We start from the raw sequence: 18,757 nt of genomic DNA, 5'->3' as shown, positions 1-18,757 counted from the left end.
CGGTGGTGAAAAACATGATTAACAGCCGTCTTGCTGTGGCCATTCACATTCTATCGCTGATCTCAACGGATGAACGGGCGTCATCGGATATGATTGCGGGCAGCGTAAACACCAATCCCGTCGTCGTGCGGAGAACGATCAGCCAGCTGAAAAAAGCGGGTATTCTGACATCCCGGGCGGGTGTTCCGGGAGCCAGCCTGAAAAAAGATCCGTCGGAGATCACCCTCTTAGAGGTTTACAGGGCGGTGCAGAATAAGGAAGAGCTTTTTGCGGTTCACGACAATCCGAACCCCGACTGTCCGGTCGGAAAAAATATTCAGCGCGCGCTCGATGAGACGTTCGGAAGCGTACAGCGGGCAATGGAGAATGAACTTGCGAGCAAGTCCCTTTATGATGTAATGAATCATCTCTTTTGTTAAAAAGAGATGGGTTCATGCTGCTATAGGTGTAATAAAAATGGTTACAAGTTATAATGAGGAAATCACGGTTTTGGCTCCATATTCAGACACGCCTGGATGCGGATTGCGATCTGTTTAATGAAGAAATCCTCCGAAACTAAAGGAGGCGGTTGCCGGGATATTTTTATTTTGCTTAAGACTTATGTGAAGGTGTCAGCTGTGAGCAAGTTAAACAAAAAATGATATCCTGCCTCCGGCAATGCCAAAACCGTTCGCCTCTTAACAATGATTATAAAATTTCTCTAGGAACGATCAGCAGCCCGTTAGCTGCCCCTAATTAAAGATGAGCTGTTACCACACTGTTACATTAGAACTTCCGCTGCTTTTATATCCTTCTGTCGCTAAGACTTGATAAGCCCAATTACTGCCCAGATTCATTCCATGGCTCTTCCATGCGTTAACATGATTGCTGAAAGTGATTGCAGCGTTGCTTCCGGTCGGTCTCTTCGACTGGCGAACACTCCAGTACTGCGTAAAAGTAGTGTTATCGCCATCAATGGAAGGTGCGTTATAACGTGTTGTTGTATATATGTCATATGTACCTCCATCACTCTTTACAGTACCTTTATACGTTCCGGTAGGTCTGTAAGTACCCCATGAATCCACTACATAATATTCGATGAGAGGTGCTCTCGTCCAGCCATATAAAGTCAAATATCCATTGCCATTCGGCGCCCAAACTCCGGCATTATAGTTTATTGTTCTAAATGGCGAGCCTGTAGTCCAGCCTTTACCAACAACGAAATTTCCGGTATTAGACCAATTAACACTGTAATTCCCGCCAGATCCATTGACAGCGTTGACTGTTCCGCCCCCATCAGTCCAATTTTGCCAGTAATCTGTGCCAGCTGCAGAGGCGGTTGCCGAAAACATGCTGATACTCATGAAAGCAGCCGTTAATCCAACTAAGAATTTCTTTTTAAACTTAAACATATGTTACCTCCTATACTATTTTTTCTGACTTTTACATGAGGCAGCACTCGTAAATATTTAACGAACGCCAACGCTTTTGATCGTTCCTTTCAATATAATAGCATGAATACATGAGTGAATATTAAGAACAATTGTAATTTAATTACAAAGACCCAAAAAACTGTATGATAAGTGGTCTTGTTCCATCAGGGCTTTTATCCTTATTTTGCAGAATCACAATTCTTGCTTCTAAACCTGATCAGGAACAGTCGAACAATTGAGTGATTTCAGTTGAAACTCTGAGGAAAAGTTTTTTTGATGTGACGGCGACACGTCTGGCTGAAGCCGGAATGTCTGAAAGAATATCTGCAGACAGCGTCTCAGCTGCGCTATTATGCCATCGCCGTATTGGCAAATCCAGAGCAGAAAAACTTTCCCGTTATCGAAGAAGCGGAATAAGAAAAAATCCCGGGCGGATGCGCCGGGATTTTCCTTTTTAATATGTATTGGCATCAATATTATTAAACACGCCGTCCACGATGCCGAGCGTCATGAGGACAATGAAGAGAACGATACCGAGAACGGACAAGCCGACCGTCACAATCAGGTAGATCCCCTGCATTTTCACGAACTTTGCATAATTCTCCAGCATATGTTCCTCTGTCAGTTCATTGAACTGCTCCGCCATCTGTCCCGCTTCATTTGCCGAGCGCATCAGAAAAATGCCGGCAATGATCTGCAGAACGCCGGGAATGGCTCCGATTAAAAAGAAAAACGCGCCCGACAGCGCCGCAAACGCACCCACGATAATAAATAAAATACCTGTCGCTTTTCCCCATTTTGAAATAGCAATAAGCGAACGATTCACTGATTCAGGTTTCAAACTATGGCACTCCTTTACAAAAAAATACTCACTTTTCATTTATACACTATTGGGTCATTCTTTTGAATATAAAATGTGTTTTTTCGTGCCGTGTCCGTTTTGTATCAGAAAATTCCCGAGAAACACCCCGGGAATTACAAAATCGGCGAAAGAAGTCTTGAAATCGATTCTTTAATGCGGATCCGCAGCGAACGCTCCTGATATTCTTCATACGTATATTTTCTGGAGACGAGCAGATCTTCTTTAAATGAGGAAATGAGTTTTTTCGCAATGGTGACGTCATAAATAAAGGCGTTGACTTCAAAATTAAGTCTGAAGCTTCTGACGTCGATATTCGCCGTACCGACTGAAGCCGTCTCATCATCGACGACAATCGTTTTTGCATGAATAAAGCCGTTATCGTAAATGTAGACTGAGGCTCCGGCTTTCAAAAGATCGCCGATGTAAGATAAAGTCGCCCAGTAAACGAAAGCGTGATCCGGCTTGTTCGGAATCATGATTTTGACGTCGATGCCTGACAGACAGGCGATCCTGAGGGCATCTAAAAGACTTGAGTCAGGAATAAAGTAAGGCGTCTGAATCAGGATTGACCGTTTGGCCGTTGAGATCATCTTGATATAGCCGTTTTTAATTTGTTCCCATTCTGAGTCCGGTCCGCTCGTGACAATCTGCATCCCGACATTGCCCTTCGGCTCGCATTCCGGAAAATGATTCGGAACGTATGTGAGCGTATGATGATGGGAGGCTTGGTTCCAATCGAGGATAAACCGTGTCTGAATGGCGTGTACCGCCGTGCCTTGAAGCCTGAGGTGCGTATCGCGCCAGTAGCCGAATTTCGGATTCAGGCCGAGATACTCATCTCCGACGTTAAAGCCGCCGACATAGCCGGTTTCGCCGTCAATGATGACGAGCTTGCGGTGATTCCGGTAATTGAGCCGCAAATTAATCGGACGAAGCCTGGAAGGAAAAAAGACTTCCACATGGCCGCCGGCGTCCCGCAGCGGTTTGAAGAATTTTTTTCTGAGTGATCTTGAACCGAGTTCATCATATAACACTCTGACTTTTACGCCTTCGCGTGCTTTTTTCACTAAGGCATCGCGCAATTTTTTTCCCAGTTCATCACCTTTATAAATATAGTATTGAAGGTGAATGTGATCTTTTGCGTTGGAAATGTCCTTCATTAAGCGTTTGAACTTATCGCGCCCGTCCGTCAAAATCTCCACCGAATTATCCTCTGTAAAGACTGCGTGGTTGTTCATGACAAGCATATAGATGAGGTCTTTATTATCCACAGTCGCCCTGTTGTTAAATTGGAATTGCCTCGACTTCAGATCCTTCAGCTGAGACTTCAGCAGCTTTTCAATCCCGATTTTTTTACGGTCTTCCCACTGAAACAGATGCTTGCGTCTCAGGTTATGGCCGAATAACAGGTATAAAATAAACCCTAAAATGGGAATAAAAAAAAGAACCAAGAGCCAAGCCCATGAAGCGCTGGCATCGCGTCTTTCTTTGAAAATCATGATGACGGCCAAAAGTATATTTAAAACGAAAAAAAATCCGAATAAAATAAATGAAATGCTCACTTTGCAACCCCGCTATATCATATTTATCAAGACTGTGCCCATTAGTATTCCGACAAGTGCAGCAATCTGATTCCCATTTCAAATTATAACATTGACATTTTGAAAGAATAAAGAGCCGGAATCAAAGATGAATGCAGTTTTCTTTCAAAGAAAGTTCCGGGTGCGGTAAAATATGCATATATGAAAAAGAAGACAAAAATGACAGCAAAGGGGAGAGGGCATGAAGCTGGAGCATGCGGAACAATTGCCGGGATTCATAAAAAAAGAAATTCAGAAAATACAAATCGCCATCGCGCCGCTGATGAAAAAAAGCATCATTTACCGTTTTCTTGCTTTCCCGCTCGCCGCTTTTAGTCTGTTTCATCTGGCATCGCTTTTGATTCAGGCCCCTTCCGGGAGAGGAGCTCTCGTATCGGCCGGCATTTTTGCCCTCCTTGCGGCTCTGGGTCTTGCGTTTTTTAAGGAAGCCGGCTATCAGCGGAAACAGGTGCAAAAAACGATCCGCCTTTATATGCTGAACAGAATCAGAAAAAGCGATATTCTGTCCGAGGAACGGAAAAGCGCCTATACCCGGCTGATTGCCGAGGAGCCGTCTGCGATGAAGAGCTTTATTGAATTTTTAACGGAAGAAGACCGGAAAAAAGAAATGCTTTATTAAAAAAGAGCTGACGCGCGATCAGCTCTTTTTGTCATTCAAACACCGGGTCGTTCTCATAGTAATATGAATCAGGCGTGTCATACGTATCAGTGCTGTGATAAGCGATAATTCCGATGACAGCGAAGATGACGACTAAAATAAAAGCGAGAATGCCCAATACCACACTGGATGCCGCATAAAAAAACTGCATTTTGATAAATGACGCGTAATGTGCAAGCATATTTTCTTCCGCGTTTTCTTCTAGTCCTTCCTGAAGTGCGGCAGCCGCTTTTGCCGAGCGCATCAGCATGACGCCGGAAATGATGAGCAGAACCCCCGGAATGGCTCCGAGCAGCGTCACAATGGCTGACAGAGCGGAAAGAGAGCCCGTGATGATCAGAAACACGGCGGTGATCTTTCCCCATTTGGCGATGTCGGCAAGGGAACGGGCTTTTTTATTGAGCGGCTGGTTTTCGTCTTTCTCTTTATCGATGGTGATCATGACAGTTCTCTCCCTAAAATGTTCAAGTCATATCGTTTTCCGTCCATTTCGGCGATACCCGGGAATACGCCCCATTCGGTAAAACCGAATTTTTCAAACAGCTTAATGCTCGGCACATTATGTCCGAAGATAAAAGCCATCAGGCTGCGGATGCCGATTGCCGGAGCGAGTGCCAGGGCTTCTTTCAGCAGAAAGCTTCCTGCTCCTTTGCCGCGGCAATCCTGATGCAGATAGATGCTGATCTCCGCCGTTTTGTCATAGGCCGGACGGCCGTAAAACGTTTCAAAGCTGATCCAGGCCGCCACTTTGCCGGTTTCATCTTCCGCGACCATCAGCGGGCGCCGGTCCGTGTGCCGCAGAAACCAATCCATCCGGTCTTCGGGCGTCACTTCTTCCGTATCAGCCGTTACCATTCGTGAGGCAATCGTCGAGTTGTATATGGCCACCACCGCATCTAAATCCTCCAATACGGCTTTGCGCAGGGTCAAATTCATATTCCGGGATCTCCCTTCACATTTTATTACATAATCAAGTGCAATCTGCACATACTATTTCCAAAAAAGTTTTTTATGGATGTGTATATATTTTCAGAAAAGTGTTCAGAATGTTGCTGAGGTGATGAACAAATGAGAGAGGAAGAAAAGAAAACTTCTCAAGTCAAAAAACTTCAGCGGTTTTTTCGCAAACGCTGGATATTCCCTGCAATCTACTTAGTCAGTGCGGCCGTCATTTTAACAGCTGTCCTTTGGTATCAATCCGTTTCGAATGATGTGAAGGACAATCTGACGAACAACGGCGGAAACTCTGCGTATGACAGCGGCAAAGACGATGCCGTCGAAGTAGGCAAGTCAATGGAAAACGTCGCAATGCCGGCTGCTCATTCTGAAAATGTTTCTGTTGTGAAAAAGTTTTATGAAACTGATGCCGCAAAAAAAGAGAAAGAAGCAGCACTTGTTAACTATAATAACACGTACAGCCTCAGTAAAGGAATTGACTTAGCTGAGAAAGACGGAAAATCATTTGATGTTTCTGCTTCTCTGAGCGGTACGGTTGTTAAAGCTGCTAAAGACCCGGTACTGGGATATGTGGTTGAAATTGAACACTCAGACGGCCTGTCTACTGTCTATCAGTCTTTATCTGAAGTCAGCGTGGATCAGGGCGACAAAGTAAAGCAGAACCAGGTTATCGGTAAATCCGGAAAAAATCTTTACAGTGAAGAAAGCGGAAATCACGTGCACTTTGAAATCCGCAAGGACGGCGTAGCGATGAACCCGCTCAATTTTATGGACAAGCCGGTAACATCTATTGAAAAAGCGGCGGCTGAAGAGAAAAACGCTGTGACAGAAGAAACGGAAGGGTCAATTCAGCAGTCTTCCGAGAAAAAAGATGTGACGCCTAAAAAAGAAACCGAAGAAAAACCAGGTGACAAAGAGGACGGCACAAAAGACAAGACAGATGGTAAAGATGACGGCTCAATGAAAGATTCGGGCAAGTAATCTTGATCCCAAAGCGCCTATCAGCTCAGATAGGCGCTTTTCATATTGCCGCATGTGCCTTTATACTAGTAGAAAACGAAGGAGATGCTGAATGAATAAATGTCTGGCGGCCGGGTGGCTCGTCTTTGTTTTCGTTTCGGCTTTGACTGAAAGCTTTCACGATATGATTGTGTCGCAGACGGTGTCCTTCCGTTTCACGCCGCATCCGGATGTGTCCGGTTTCTTTGTGTTCGATATGGCGGAGCTCGCCATACCGGAAGCGGCGATTCAAAAGCTCGGGCACGCGTTTTCATTTTTTGTGCTAGCCTATTTGTTTTTCAGAGAGCGCAGGCGCATGAAGAGGGCGGTGCTGTATGCATTGGCCGCCGCTTTCCTGACAGAAATCGTCCAGCTCTTTTTCGGCAGAAACGGATGCCTTCGCGATGTGCTGATTGACAGTCTCGGCATTGCCGCATTCTGTGCTTTACAAAGGAAAAAGCATACAGCCAAACATACAAAAACCGGCAGTCTGTGACAGACGCCGGCTTTTTTTATATATTATGGTTTGTCGATTTGCTTTTATGAACGATACTTTCATAGATTCGCACGATCAGATCGACAATCGGACGAAGCACATTTGAAAATCTGAACAGCAGGAATCCGACAATGAGGGAAACGATAATGCTTCCGAGCACATCGATCGGATAATGGTGGCCGACCCAAATTCTTGAGAAGCCGGTCAAAAGGCCGAAAATCACAAGCGGCCAGCCGAGTTTTTTGTTGCGGAACAGAATCGCAATTGAAATCGCCAAAGCGCCTGTCGTATGGTCACTCGGAAATGAAGCATCCGCGGCATGAGGGATCAGCGTATGAACCGTATGTTCGACAAAGGGGCGCGGCTCGACATAGACTTTCGTGATGAGGTAGTTGACGATAAGCGCTGCAACACCCGTGAAGCCCGCGTACAGGGCGTTTTGTCTGCCTTTTGTGCTTCCGAACAGCCACATGGCAAGCAGGAAAAGGGCGTAGGCGTAAATGGCGTATTCCGTAATAAATACCATGATAGAGTCGAGAATGGCACTATGGTGCGACAAACCATTGATCGCTTTAAATAGTTCGTAATTCACAAATATCACCTTTTATCTTTATTTTATATGAACAGTGTAATGCTTTTTTCTATGAGACACAATTGGTATTAAAAATAATCATAAAAAAGTAAACAGAATGAAACGTGACTGTATTACTGTGCGTCAAGTATGCGGGAAAAGAATAGCCGAAGGAGTTTTGTCCGTTGCTGAAACGTTTGAAAAACGCCGATCTGCCGCTTGTGTTTGTCATTATGCTGCTTTGCGGATTCGGCTTGTTAATGGTGTACAGCGCCAGTGATGTGATGGGGTCTCAGCGGTACGGAGATCCATCCTATTTCTTCCATAAGCAGAGTGCCTCTTTACTGATCGGATTATGCTTATTTCTATTTGCCGCCTGTCTGCCGTATAAGCGGTATGCGCGGCTTGTACCGCTGTTTGTGGTCGGTTCGCTGGTATTGCTGCTGCTCGTATTGATACCGGGAATCGGGCTGGAGCGGAATTTTTCCCGCAGGTGGCTGGGAGCGGGCCCGCTTGTCGTACAGCCGTCTGAATTGGCGAAGATCGCGATGATTTTGTATTTCGCTTCGATTTATACGAAAAAGCAGCCGTACATTCATCAATTTGTGAAAGGGGTTCTGCCGCCTTTAGTGATTTTGGGAACTGCTTTTCTGCTGACATTGGCGGAGCCTGATTTAGGGACGGCTTCCTTAATCCTGGCGGCGTGCGGGTCGATTTTATTATGTGCCGGCTTGAAAAAGCGCCATCTGTTCGTGCTCGGCGCGACGGCGGTGTCGGGGGTTGTTTATCTCGCATTTTCCGCTTCCTATCGTGTGAAGCGCCTCGTTTCCTTTACCAATCCGTTTGGTGACGCGAATGGGGACGGCTATCAGCTGATTCAATCCTATTTTGCTATTTCCGGAGGCGGGTTTTTCGGAAGAGGGCTTGGAAACAGTGTTGAAAAAATGAACTATCTGCCTGAGGCGCATACCGATTTCATTATGGCCGTGATCAGCGAAGAGCTGGGGATATTCGGTGTTCTGATCGTTTTGGGATTATATTTTGCGTTAATGCTTCTCGGCGTAAAAACGGCCGTGCGGGCTGATGACCCGTTCGGGAAGCTTCTTGCCATCGGAATTACGTTTCAATTAATGTTTCAGGTTGTATTGAATTTGGGAGCGATGAGCGGACTTCTCCCGGTTACGGGTGTGCCTCTTCCGTTTATCAGCTACGGCGGTTCTTCATTAATTATGACGCTGTTTTTGTGCGGCATACTGGTCAATATCAGTACATATGCGAAAAAACAACCCGTACGGCATAAGCGGCCTGTCCCGCATGAAAAAAAGGTTTCTTCTTTTTAATGAAGCTGGAAAAAAACGCCCGGGACATTTCTGTCTCCGGGCGTTCTGCCTGTTTATAAAGCTCCTGGTCCTTCTTCTCCGGTGCGGATATTAATCGTGTTTCCGATTTCATAGACGAATATTTTGCCGTCTCCGGGCTCTCCCGTTTTCAGCACTTTCTTCGCCGTTTCCACGACTTGATCAACGGGGACCTTGCTGACAACGATTTCCACTTTCAGCCGTTCATACACATTGCTCTCAATTTTGACTCCGCGGTACAGTTCGGTGTGGGCTTTTTGAAGGCCGCAGCCGTGTACGTTGGAGAAGGTCAGCGATGTGACTCCGATTTTACCGAGTTCCTGTTTCAATGTTTCAAACTTAGCCGGACGCGTAACGATTTCTACCTTGAACATTTGACCGCTCATCTAAGCCACTCCTCACTTTATAAGTCCTGATATGCTTTTTCCCCGTGCATCGTTAAATCAAGCCCAAGTGACTCTTCTTCTTCACTGGCGCGCAGGGGAATGAACAGACCTACAATTTTAATGATAACGAAAGTGACAATAAATACAAATACATAGGTTGCCGCAATGGCCGCAATCTGCTTCCAGAGCAGTCCCGGATCGCCGTAAAACAGCCCGTTTGCCCCGCCGTCATTGACGGAAGTGGTGGCGAATAAACCGGTCGCGATGCCGCCCCATGTCCCGCCGATCCCATGCAGGCCGAAAGCGTCAAGCGCATCATCATAACCGAAAGTCTTTTTGAGCCAATAAACGCCCCAAAAGCAGACAAGCCCGCCAATGAACCCGATCACGATGGAAGAGAACGGCGTAACGAACCCGGCAGCCGGCGTAATGGCGACAAGCCCGGCGATTGCGCCCGATACAGCACCCAGCATGGTCGGTTTTTTATTCAGCATCCATTCGATTAAAATCCAGCCGATAATTCCGGCTGCAGCCGCGGTGTTTGTGTTAATGAAGGCAAACATCGCGATACTGTCAAGCGTGAGGGCGCTGCCGACATTGAAGCCGAACCATCCGAACCAGATGAGCGCTCCGCCCAAGAACGTGTAAATTAAGTTGTGAGGCGAAGCCGCCGTGCCGTCCTTGCGTTTCCCGAGCACAATCGCCAGCACAAGCCCGGCGACTCCGGAAGAAATGTGGACGACGTTTCCGCCTGCGAAGTCAAGAGCGCCCATTTGGCCGATCCAGCCGCCGCCCCATACCCAGTGCGCAACGGGCGTATATACGAGGGAAGCCCACAAAAAGGAAAATACAAGAAAAGCACTGAATCTCATGCGTTCAGCAAATGCTCCGGAAATAATGGCCGTCGTCAGTACGGCAAACGTCATTTGGAACATCATGAACAAGGAATGCGGGATCGTATCACTGTAACTTCCGGGTTCAAAGCCGACCCCCTTCAGCCCGGCCCATTCAATCCCGCCAAGCCATGTATTGCCGGGGGCAAAAGCAAGTGAATATCCGTACAAAACCCAAACGACGGATACGATGGCGAGAGAAGAAAAACTATGCATCGCCGTGCTGAGCACGTTTTTGCTTTTTACCATTCCGCCGTAAAACAAAGCCAGCCCGGGGGTCATCAGCCACACGAGTAAAGCGCAAAAGAACATAAATACTGTATCGCCCATCTGCATGTTGTATTCCTCCGTCTCATTCAGAATGTAATTGTGATTAATTCATTATTATAGAGAAAAAAGAACGATAAAACATTTTCGTGTAAGGTTATCTGACATGGTTTTTTGCATTCATAATACTGTTTTTTCAAATGGGTGCCGTGCGACTTTATATCCATAAAAAGAGCGCCGGAGCACGGCGGAAGAAATCCTGTCCGGGGAAGAGTAAAATAAACGGGGTGAGAAACACTAACTGCATCAGGAGGAATCATTATGACAACATCATTAAATCTGCAATTTGAAAAAACGGCTTTGGTCCTTATTGATTTACAAAAAGGCATTGTGCAGATGGATAAAAGCGGTACCGTTGTGCCGAACGCGAAAAAATTAATTGATGTGTTCCGGGAAAAAGGCGGATTTATCAGCTTTGTGAACGTGGATTTTCATGACGGAGCGGATGCGCTGAAGCCGCTGACGGATGAAGAGGCGGCGGGCCATTCGGCTCCGCCGGCGGATTGGGCTGAATTTGTGCCTGACATCGGAGTGAAAGAAAACGATTATACGGTAACAAAACGGCAGTGGGGCGCGTTTTTCGGCACGGACCTGGACCTTCAGCTCAGAAGACGGGGAATCGACACGATTGTGTTATGCGGGATTGCGACAAACATCGGTGTGGAAAGCACGGCGCGAGAAGCTTTTCAGCTTGGGTATCAGCAAGTTTTCGTAACTGACGCGATGGCGACATTCAGCGATGAACAGCACGAAGCGACACTCAAGTTTATCTTCCCGAAAATCGGCAGAAGCCGGACGACGGAAGAATTTATCACACAGACAAAATGACAATCTCCAAAAAAAGCCGCGTCCTGTTCTTGACAGCCGTGGCTTCGGGGACGATGCTGAACCCATTGAACTCGTCGATGATTTCTCTTGCGCTTCACAGTATTCAGCATGAATTTCACCTGTCGTTTACAACGGTGTCCTGGCTGATATCGTCCTTTTATCTGGCCAGCGCGGTGGCGCAGCCTGTTACCGGGAAGCTCGGTGATATGCTCGGCAGGAAGAAGCTGTTTTTGATCGGGCTTCTGCTTGTTGCCGTCTCAGCGGTCGGCGCGCCGTTTGCGCCGACTTTTATGACTTTGTTAATTATGAGATTGTTTCAGTCGATCGGAAGCAGCGCGATATATCCGTCCGGCGTCGGATTGATCCGTTCAAATATACAGGAGAAGCAGGCTTCGGCGCTGGCCGTCCTGTCAATCTTTGCATCAGCCATGACGGCGCTCGGTCCGACTCTCGGCGGTTTTCTGATCGTTTGGGGAGGGTGGCCGGCAATCTTTTTCGTCAATCTGCCGTTTATCATTCTCAGCTTTTTTCTCGGAATGTATATGTTTCCGAAAGATGAAAAACGCGAGATCGGCGGCTTGAAAGGCGTGCTCCGCCAGCTTGATACGATCGGGATACTCCTGTTTGCCGGAGCGATTATCCTTCTCCTGTCGTTTTTATTGTCCTTCAGTACGAAGCCTCACTATACAGAAGGCGTATTCGGGCTTTTGTTTGTCGGGCTGTTTATCTGGCGCGAGCTGAAAACGGAGAAGCCGTTTATTGATGTCAGGCTGTTTAAAACGCATCGGAAACTATCGTCGGTGTATATTCAATTTATTTTGCTGAATATATTCTTTTACTGCATCTTTTTCGGGCTTCCGAGCTATTTTCAGGATGAAATGCATTTGTCCGTTCAGACAAGCGGGTTGATTATGCTGTTTATGTCGGGCATGAGTATTCTGGTGTCGCCTCTGACCGGAAAATGGATAGATAAGAAAGGGCTTCTTCAGCCGATTGTTGCCGGAACCTGCCTGACCGTGATCGGGGCGGTACTGTTAACGTTTTTCTTTCTTCAGGCGCCCATGATAGGAAAAGGGCTGATCCTGTCCGTGCTGGGTGTCGGCTACGGCTTCGGAAATGTCACGTTTCAGGCGGCCATGCTGACAACGAGCCCCGCCGACATGGTCGGAACAACGTCCGGCCTGTTTCAGACCTGCCGGTATCTCGGTTCGATTTTGTCTTCTGTCATTTTGGGCATTCTTTTCGGAAAAGAAATTACCGCCGGCCATTTTCATATGCTTGGGACGATTCTTATCGTTGTCGGCGCTGTAAGCCTTTTGATGGCGTTCCGGTTTTCGGTTCTCCTCAAAAAAGCCTCTTAACAGGCGCAACAAAAAGAGACGGGCTCTCCCCGTCTCTTTTTTTGTGTAATGTGCTCAAAAATCAAAACGATTATTGTCGACAGCGACCAATGTTATTTATGGAATTTTCAGTTATATTTTTTCACATGTGATGTAAGGAAAACGCACATGCGGGAGGGAGAAAATGAAAAAAACAACGAGTGATCGGCTAAGCAATAAAGATTTACTGCCTTTAGAAGACGGCGAACGGACATGGAAAGCGGTGAATTTTGCATCCATCTGGATGGGTTGTATTCATAATATCCCGACCTACGCGACTGTGGGCGGGCTCATTGCGATCGGCCTTTCTCCGTGGCAGGTGCTCGCCATTATCGTGACGGCGTCACTCATTTTGTTCGCCGCCGCTTTGGCCTTGAACGGCCATGCCGGAACGAAATACGGACTGCCTTTTCCGGTCATTATCAGGGCTTCTTACGGAATATACGGGGCTAACATTCCGGCGCTTCTCAGGGCGTTTACAGCCATCATGTGGCTCGGAATTCAAACATTTGCCGGGAGCACGGCTTTGCACATTCTGCTTTTGAACATATGGCCGGGCTGGGGGAGTCTCGGCGGAGATTGGAATATACTCGGGCTTCATCTGCCGGGTTTTCTGTCGTTCATTTTCTTTTGGGGCATTCATCTGCTTGTGCTGCGGCACGGCATGGAATCGATCAAAAAATTTGAAGTGTGGGCGGGCCCGCTTGTTTATCTCGTCTTCGGCGGCATGGTCTGGTGGGCGATAGATATTGCCGGCGGACTCGGACCGATTTACTCACAGCCGGGAAAGTTCCACACCTTTTCTGAAACGTTTTGGCCGTTTGCCGCCGGAGTGACGGGCATTATCGGAATATGGGCGACGCTGATTCTGAATATCCCTGACTTCACCCGGTTCGCCGCGTCGCAAAAAGAACAGATTCGCGGCCAGTTTTACGGGCTGCCGGGAACGTTTGCGCTGTTCGCGTTTGCAAGCATCACGGTGACATCCGGATCACAAGTAGCATTCGGAGAACCGATTTGGGATGTGGTGGAGATTTTGGCCCGGTTTGATAATCCTTTCGTTATCGCTCTTTCGGTCATCACACTTTGCATCGCCGCCGTCTCGGTTAACGTGGCGGCAAACATCGTGTCACCGGCCTATGACTTGGCGAATGTCCTGCCGAAATATATTACATTCAGGAGGGGAGGGTATCTGGCCGCCGTTTTGGCCCTGTTCACAATACCGTGGAAGCTGATGGAGAGCGCCACGAATGTTTATGCGTTTCTCGGGCTCATCGGCGGGATGCTCGGACCGGTGGCCGGGGTGATGATGGCTGATTATTTTATCATAAGAAAAAGGCAGCTCTCAGTTGAAGACCTTTATTCGGAGACCGGACAGTACACTTATTACAAAGGCTATAATTACCGGGCCTTTGCCGCGACCTTTCTCGGCGCGTTTATTTCTTTAATCGGGATGTACGTCCCGGCGTTCGCCGGCATCTATGATATCTCCTGGTTTGCGGGTGTCATTTTGTCATGTCTCGGTTATACGGCGCTTATGTATATTCATCCTCCTTATGCAAAAGCGGCGGGACGAATCGCGTGGGAAAGAGCGGCCGAATAAAAAAAGCCGGGGGCTGCCCCCGGCTTTTTGTCATATCAGTCTGCGATTGAAACGTTTCCGTCCGCTTCAAGCGGCGTTCTTTTTTTCTGGCTCCAGCCATACAGGAGTAAAGCAATCAGGACGAACAGCCCCGCTGCCAGATAAATCGAATGGAATCCGGCCGAAGCGACAAAGAGGCCGAATACATAGGATCCGCCGGCAATCCCGCTGTCAAAGAAAGTGAAGAAGGTAGCCGTCGCAAAGCCTGAACGGTGTCCGGGCGAGTTCTGAATCGCCAGTGTCTGCATACAAGGTACGATAGAGCCGTATCCGAGACCGATTACGGCACCGGACAAGAGAAGCATGAGGGCGCTGTTTGTCATCGCCAGCATGCAAAGCCCCGCGGAGAACACGATAATCGACGGATAGATGACGATTCCCGGCCCCACTCTGTCAAACAGCTTTCCTGTGAAAGGACGGGCGGCCATCATCGTCACTGCGAAACAGACGAAGAAATAGCCGCTGACATCCAACAGGTGGATCGTCTTTGCATAAACGGATAAATATGAAGTCACACTTGAATAACAGAAAGAAATGGACAACCCGACAATCGCGATTTTAAGCGCGCCTTTTTCAAACATGTCGGAGAAAGAAAAACGGAAGACAGTCGTTCCGCTGTTGTTTTGATCCGGCACACGAATCATAAAAGCAATCAGCAAGCCTAAAGAAACAAATACGGCAAAAATCGTAAAGAAAACCGGGAACGAGATGACTTTCACAAGACTCAGCCCGAGAAAAGGACCGATCGCCATGGCAAGGTTCATAGACATCGCAAAATAACCGAGCCCCTCGCCGCGCCGCTTGGCGGGAATAATGTCAGCGGCAATTGCGCCCGTGACCGTCGTTAAAATGCTGAACCAGATGCCTTGGAAAAAACGCAGTCCGAGCAGCAGATAGAAATTGTGTAGCGGCAAATACAGATAAGAAGACAGGGCGAACAGCGCCAAGGATACAATCGTCATTCTTTTCTTGCCGAACCGTTCAATAATCGCCCCTGAAAAAGGACGGGTGATAATAGCAGATAACAGGAACAGGCTGATCAAAAGCCCTCCTTGCGATTCACTGCCGCCAAGCTCCTGAATCATATAGATAGGCAGCACGGCCAAAAATGTATAAAAGAACACAAAGACAAATAAATTCACGAGTACGACCATAATAAAATCTTTGGTCCAGATCGAGTCAGATTTACTCAAAAGTACAGCACTTCCCTTTCTTTTCTATTTCGTTAAAAACACATTCAGAAACTCAGAAAAAGCTTCCTTATCTCCATCTTGGAAATCCGCAAGCATGTCTTCCTCGAACTTCAGCATCTCTTGATTGATGCTGTCGTATTTCAATTCAGCTTCCTTCGTCAGGACGACGAGCTTTTCCCGCTTGTCTTCTCCCTGTTCCCGCTGAATCCAGCCGTTTTCTTCAAGGCGTTTGATCGTTCTGGTAACGGTCGGCGCCTCTACGTTCAGATAGGACCAGATTTCTTTTTGGGTCATCGGTCCGATCGTTTTTAAGCAATATAGGATTGACCATTGAGAGGAGTACAGGCCGAATGGTTCCAGCCGTTCATTGGCTTTCTTCGTAATCAGGCGGGCGCATTGATTGATTTGGTGAATGAGGCGTCTGTTGACGTGGATCATTTCCGTTCTCCTTTTCAAAAAACTTACCTAAGTAACTAATTGTGCTGTTTCATTCTACAGCAGGATCACGCGGATGTAAACCCCCCGACCAAAAAGCAGAAAATTATGACCCGCCCCTTGTCCTTATTGAGTTTTTAGCATATTCCCAATTCATTGCTAATACACTGTTACAAACCTATCAAAGAGAGTGTTTGAGGTGAGGGATCGTGGGCATATTTCTAAAACCTTCTTATATAATCGGACAACGAAGAAGCTGCATCATCAGTGAATCTGTTACAGAATACGGATCTCATTTCACACTTCTCACATCCAACTGGGGAGGTCGAGTGGTGTGCACGATTACATCAAAGAGCGAACAATCAAGATTGGCAAGTATATCGTGGAGACGAAAAAAACCGTTCGTGTCATTGCGAAAGAGTTTGGTGTTTCCAAAAGTACCGTACACAAAGATCTGACAGAGCGCCTGCCTGAAATCAATCCTGACTTGGCGAATGAAGTAAAAGAAATACTCGATTATCATAAATCCATCAGACATTTAAGAGGGGGAGAGGCGACGAAATTAAAGTACAAGAAGGATGAAATTCTTGAAGGGGAGCCCGTTCAGCAGCCGTAGCGCCTGACGTCTGCCGGGCCCTTTTTTCTCCTCCCGGGCGGTTTCGCGAATATCCGCAAAATTTTGTCAAGAACTTATATCGTTCAGCAGCTTTTTTTTGATAAATTATGATAATATATATAATTAGGGCACAATGTGGATATTTTACTGTGAAACAGATATCAAGGAGGATATAAATAGATGTTTGCAAGGGATATTGGAATTGACCTCGGTACTGCAAATGTACTGATCCATGTAAAAGGAAAAGGAATTGTTCTGAATGAGCCTTCCGTTGTGGCACTTGATAAAAACAGCGGCAAAGTGCTGGCTGTCGGTGAAGAAGCCAGACGAATGGTTGGACGTACACCTGGGAATATTGTTGCGATCCGTCCGCTGAAAGACGGCGTAATCGCAGACTTCGAAGTAACAGAAGCCATGCTGAAACATTTCATTAATAAGCTGAATGTAAAAGGACTTTTCTCAAAACCGCGCATGCTGATCTGCTGCCCGACGAATATTACATCCGTTGAGCAAAAAGCGATTAAAGAAGCAGCTGAAAAAAGCGGCGGAAAGCATGTGTACCTTGAAGAAGAACCGAAAGTTGCCGCTATCGGCGCGGGTATGGAAATCTTCCAGCCGAGCGGTAACATGGTTGTTGACATCGGAGGCGGTACGACAGATATCGCAGTTATTTCTATGGGCGATATTGTCACCTCCTCTTCTATTAAGATGGCTGGGGACAAGTTTGACATGGAAATCTTAAATTATATCAAACGCGAGTATAAGCTGCTGATCGGTGAACGTACCGCTGAAGATATTAAGGTGAAGGTCGCAACGGTTTTCCCAGACGCACGTCATGAAGAAATCACCATCCGCGGCCGTGACATGGTTTCCGGTCTGCCGAGAACGATTACAGTAAACAGCAAAGAAGTAGAAGAAGCCCTCCGTGAATCAGTTGCCGTCATTGTGCAGGCCGCCAAGCAGGTTCTTGAAAGAACACCGCCTGAATTGTCCGCTGACATCATCGACCGCGGCGTTATCATTACCGGCGGGGGAGCGCTGTTAAACGGGCTTGACCAGCTTCTTGCCGAAGAGCTGAGGGTGCCTGTTCTTGTCGCTGAGAACCCGATGGATTGTGTTGCGGTCGGAACCGGCGTCATGCTGGATAACATGGACAAGCTTCCGAAACGCAAACTGAGCTGATGATAAAACCTCATTCTGAAAAAGAATGGGGTTTTTTTCTGTCAAACCCTTCACGAACGGGAATGTAAATCCGATAATAAGAAAAAATGCTGATTTTCATTATAGAACAAATGTTCCGGTGAGGCAACTGGAAATAATGCTATTTCAGAGGTGGAAGACTTGTTAAAAGGATTATATACCGCAACGTCCGCAATGATTACACAGCAGAGAAGAACGGAAATGCTGTCAAATAACATCGCAAACGCGAATACATCAGGGTACAAAGAGGATCAAGGTTCAATCCGCGCCTTTCCCGAGATGCTTCTGAGCCGAATAGAAGGCGACAAAAAAACGAAAATCGGCTCCGTCAACACAGGCGTATACATGCAGGAGCTGAAACCGTTGTTTACGCAGGGAAGCCTGAAAACGACCGATCAGCCGACGGATATCGCGCTTATGGAGAATCAGGTTCCCAAGAATGCCGAAACGAATGAAAACGCCGAGCTGTTTTATCCCGTCCAGACCGCAGGCGGCGTCCGCTATTCAAAAAGCAGCACTTTCTCATTAAATGAAAACAATCAGCTTACGATAAACGGAAACCTTGTGTTATCAACAAACGGACAGCCGATTACAGTCGACAATGAAAAATTCACCGTATCAGAAAACGGAACGGTCACGACAAACGGCCGGCCGGCGGGGCAGATTGATATCAGAATGGAAGAAGACGTGCGCAATCTGAAACGGGACGGCAATGACCTATACAGCACGGCCGACGGCTCTGAACTGCCGAGCGCGGCGGCGAATCCCCAAGTTTCGTATTCATTAAAGCAAGGCGTCTCGGAGCTTTCAAACGTGGACGTGACGAGCACGTATACAGAGATGACGGAAGCATACAGATCATTTGAAGCCAATCAGAAAGTCATTCAGGCTTACGATAAAAGCATGGATAAAGCCGCAAATGAAATCGGCAAAGTGTAACAAAA

General features: G+C 47.1%; 21 protein-coding genes. 11 read left to right on the top strand and 10 right to left on the bottom strand.

The genetic code is table 11. The annotated features are described in order from the left end of the window. Positions 1-14: 14 nt before the first annotated feature. Positions 15-419, top strand: coding sequence for an Rrf2 family transcriptional regulator (locus tag NYE36_RS18620; RefSeq protein WP_003151203.1), 405 nt, complete (start codon positions 15-17; stop codon positions 417-419). Between the two features lie 330 nt (positions 420-749). On the opposite strand, the gene xynA is transcribed toward NYE36_RS18620, so the two are convergent. The 3 genes from xynA to cls form a co-directional block, all read right to left on the bottom strand. Continuing rightward, a complete protein-coding gene (gene xynA / locus NYE36_RS18615; protein WP_007407578.1) occupies positions 750-1,391 on the bottom strand; it encodes an endo-1,4-beta-xylanase XynA in 642 nt (213 codons plus the stop codon). Between the two features lie 475 nt (positions 1,392-1,866). Continuing rightward, on the bottom strand, positions 1,867-2,253 hold the full coding sequence (locus tag NYE36_RS18610; protein ID WP_144463855.1) for a DUF5362 family protein: 387 nt from the start codon (positions 2,251-2,253) through the stop codon (positions 1,867-1,869). Between the two features lie 134 nt (positions 2,254-2,387). Then, entirely contained in the window at positions 2,388-3,836 is a 1,449-nt protein-coding gene (gene cls / locus NYE36_RS18605) for a cardiolipin synthase (RefSeq protein WP_007407575.1), read from the bottom strand. A 220-nt stretch (positions 3,837-4,056) separates the two neighbouring features. Here cls and NYE36_RS18600 point away from each other — a divergent pair, with 220 nt between their 5' ends. Then, the gene (locus NYE36_RS18600) at positions 4,057-4,494 is read left to right on the top strand and encodes a DUF5392 family protein (protein WP_007614328.1); all 438 of its coding nucleotides are present in this window, start codon (positions 4,057-4,059) and stop codon (positions 4,492-4,494) included. A 31-nt stretch (positions 4,495-4,525) separates the two neighbouring features. Here the strand turns inward: NYE36_RS18600 and NYE36_RS18595 are convergent, their stop codons facing one another. Next, complete coding sequence (locus tag NYE36_RS18595) at positions 4,526-4,975, bottom strand: DUF5362 family protein (RefSeq protein ID WP_015418404.1); 450 nt, start codon at positions 4,973-4,975, stop codon at positions 4,526-4,528. After that, a complete protein-coding gene (locus NYE36_RS18590; RefSeq protein WP_089072492.1) occupies positions 4,972-5,463 on the bottom strand; it encodes a GNAT family N-acetyltransferase in 492 nt (163 codons plus the stop codon). The genes NYE36_RS18595 and NYE36_RS18590 overlap by 4 nt, the downstream gene beginning before the upstream one ends. Before the next feature lie 138 nt (positions 5,464-5,601). On the opposite strand from NYE36_RS18590, the gene NYE36_RS18585 reads away from it, so the two are divergent. Then, positions 5,602-6,471, top strand: coding sequence for a M23 family metallopeptidase (locus NYE36_RS18585; protein ID WP_007407571.1), 870 nt, complete (start codon positions 5,602-5,604; stop codon positions 6,469-6,471). Between the two features lie 91 nt (positions 6,472-6,562). After that, complete coding sequence (locus NYE36_RS18580; protein ID WP_007407570.1) at positions 6,563-6,985, top strand: VanZ family protein; 423 nt, start codon at positions 6,563-6,565, stop codon at positions 6,983-6,985. Between the two features lie 16 nt (positions 6,986-7,001). Here NYE36_RS18580 and NYE36_RS18575 read toward each other — a convergent pair whose 3' ends face one another. Next, positions 7,002-7,577 carry an undecaprenyl-diphosphatase gene (locus NYE36_RS18575; protein ID WP_007407569.1) on the bottom strand — a complete coding sequence of 192 codons (576 nt, stop codon included), beginning with the start codon at positions 7,575-7,577 and terminating at the stop codon, positions 7,002-7,004. A 164-nt stretch (positions 7,578-7,741) separates the two neighbouring features. Here NYE36_RS18575 and ftsW point away from each other — a divergent pair, with 164 nt between their 5' ends. Further along, a complete protein-coding gene (ftsW, locus tag NYE36_RS18570) occupies positions 7,742-8,896 on the top strand; it encodes a putative lipid II flippase FtsW (RefSeq protein ID WP_007407568.1) in 1,155 nt (384 codons plus the stop codon). A gap of 53 nt (positions 8,897-8,949) precedes the next feature. Here the strand turns inward: ftsW and NYE36_RS18565 are convergent, their stop codons facing one another. Together NYE36_RS18565 and NYE36_RS18560 are read right to left on the bottom strand one after the other, a co-directional pair. Next, positions 8,950-9,300: a P-II family nitrogen regulator gene (locus NYE36_RS18565; RefSeq protein ID WP_003151222.1), complete on the bottom strand. Its 351-nt coding sequence runs from the start codon at positions 9,298-9,300 to the stop codon at positions 8,950-8,952. 17 nt (positions 9,301-9,317) lie between these two features. Beyond that, complete coding sequence (locus tag NYE36_RS18560; protein ID WP_003151223.1) at positions 9,318-10,529, bottom strand: ammonium transporter; 1,212 nt, start codon at positions 10,527-10,529, stop codon at positions 9,318-9,320. A gap of 252 nt (positions 10,530-10,781) precedes the next feature. On the opposite strand from NYE36_RS18560, the gene NYE36_RS18555 reads away from it, so the two are divergent. The 3 genes from NYE36_RS18555 (at position 10,782) to NYE36_RS18545 (ending at position 14,330) form a co-directional block, all read left to right on the top strand. Continuing rightward, positions 10,782-11,348 (top strand): isochorismatase family protein, encoded by a 567-nt coding sequence (locus tag NYE36_RS18555; protein WP_241457729.1) that lies wholly within the window; start codon positions 10,782-10,784, stop codon positions 11,346-11,348. Then, positions 11,345-12,709, top strand: coding sequence for an MFS transporter (locus NYE36_RS18550; protein WP_094032554.1), 1,365 nt, complete (start codon positions 11,345-11,347; stop codon positions 12,707-12,709). The genes NYE36_RS18555 and NYE36_RS18550 overlap by 4 nt, the downstream gene beginning before the upstream one ends. A gap of 163 nt (positions 12,710-12,872) precedes the next feature. Next, complete coding sequence (locus NYE36_RS18545; RefSeq protein ID WP_342496865.1) at positions 12,873-14,330, top strand: NCS1 family nucleobase:cation symporter-1; 1,458 nt, start codon at positions 12,873-12,875, stop codon at positions 14,328-14,330. Positions 14,331-14,365: 35 nt separating this feature from the next. Here the strand turns inward: NYE36_RS18545 and NYE36_RS18540 are convergent, their stop codons facing one another. Together NYE36_RS18540 and NYE36_RS18535 are read right to left on the bottom strand one after the other, a co-directional pair. Further along, a complete protein-coding gene (locus tag NYE36_RS18540; RefSeq protein WP_012118641.1) occupies positions 14,366-15,562 on the bottom strand; it encodes an MFS transporter in 1,197 nt (398 codons plus the stop codon). Between the two features lie 24 nt (positions 15,563-15,586). Then, positions 15,587-16,000 (bottom strand): MarR family transcriptional regulator, encoded by a 414-nt coding sequence (locus tag NYE36_RS18535; protein WP_007407562.1) that lies wholly within the window; start codon positions 15,998-16,000, stop codon positions 15,587-15,589. Between the two features lie 331 nt (positions 16,001-16,331). Between NYE36_RS18535 and spoIIID the strand changes: the two genes are divergently transcribed. The 3 genes from spoIIID (at position 16,332) to NYE36_RS18520 (ending at position 18,752) form a co-directional block, all read left to right on the top strand. Beyond that, on the top strand, positions 16,332-16,613 hold the full coding sequence (gene spoIIID, locus NYE36_RS18530) for a sporulation transcriptional regulator SpoIIID (RefSeq protein ID WP_003151236.1): 282 nt from the start codon (positions 16,332-16,334) through the stop codon (positions 16,611-16,613). A 180-nt stretch (positions 16,614-16,793) separates the two neighbouring features. Beyond that, positions 16,794-17,795: a cell shape-determining protein Mbl gene (gene mbl / locus NYE36_RS18525; protein WP_003151237.1), complete on the top strand. Its 1,002-nt coding sequence runs from the start codon at positions 16,794-16,796 to the stop codon at positions 17,793-17,795. Positions 17,796-17,954: 159 nt separating this feature from the next. Next, on the top strand, positions 17,955-18,752 hold the full coding sequence (locus NYE36_RS18520; RefSeq protein ID WP_007614310.1) for a flagellar hook-basal body protein: 798 nt from the start codon (positions 17,955-17,957) through the stop codon (positions 18,750-18,752). Positions 18,753-18,757 lie beyond the last annotated feature (5 nt).

The sequence above is a fragment of the Bacillus sp. FSL R5-0593 genome (assembly GCF_038603755.1).
In the GTDB taxonomy this organism is placed as follows: Bacteria; Bacillota; Bacilli; order Bacillales; family Bacillaceae; genus Bacillus; species Bacillus velezensis.
The sequence above is the reverse complement of the archived record's forward strand: the minus strand, read 5'-3'. Positions and strand labels throughout refer to the sequence as shown.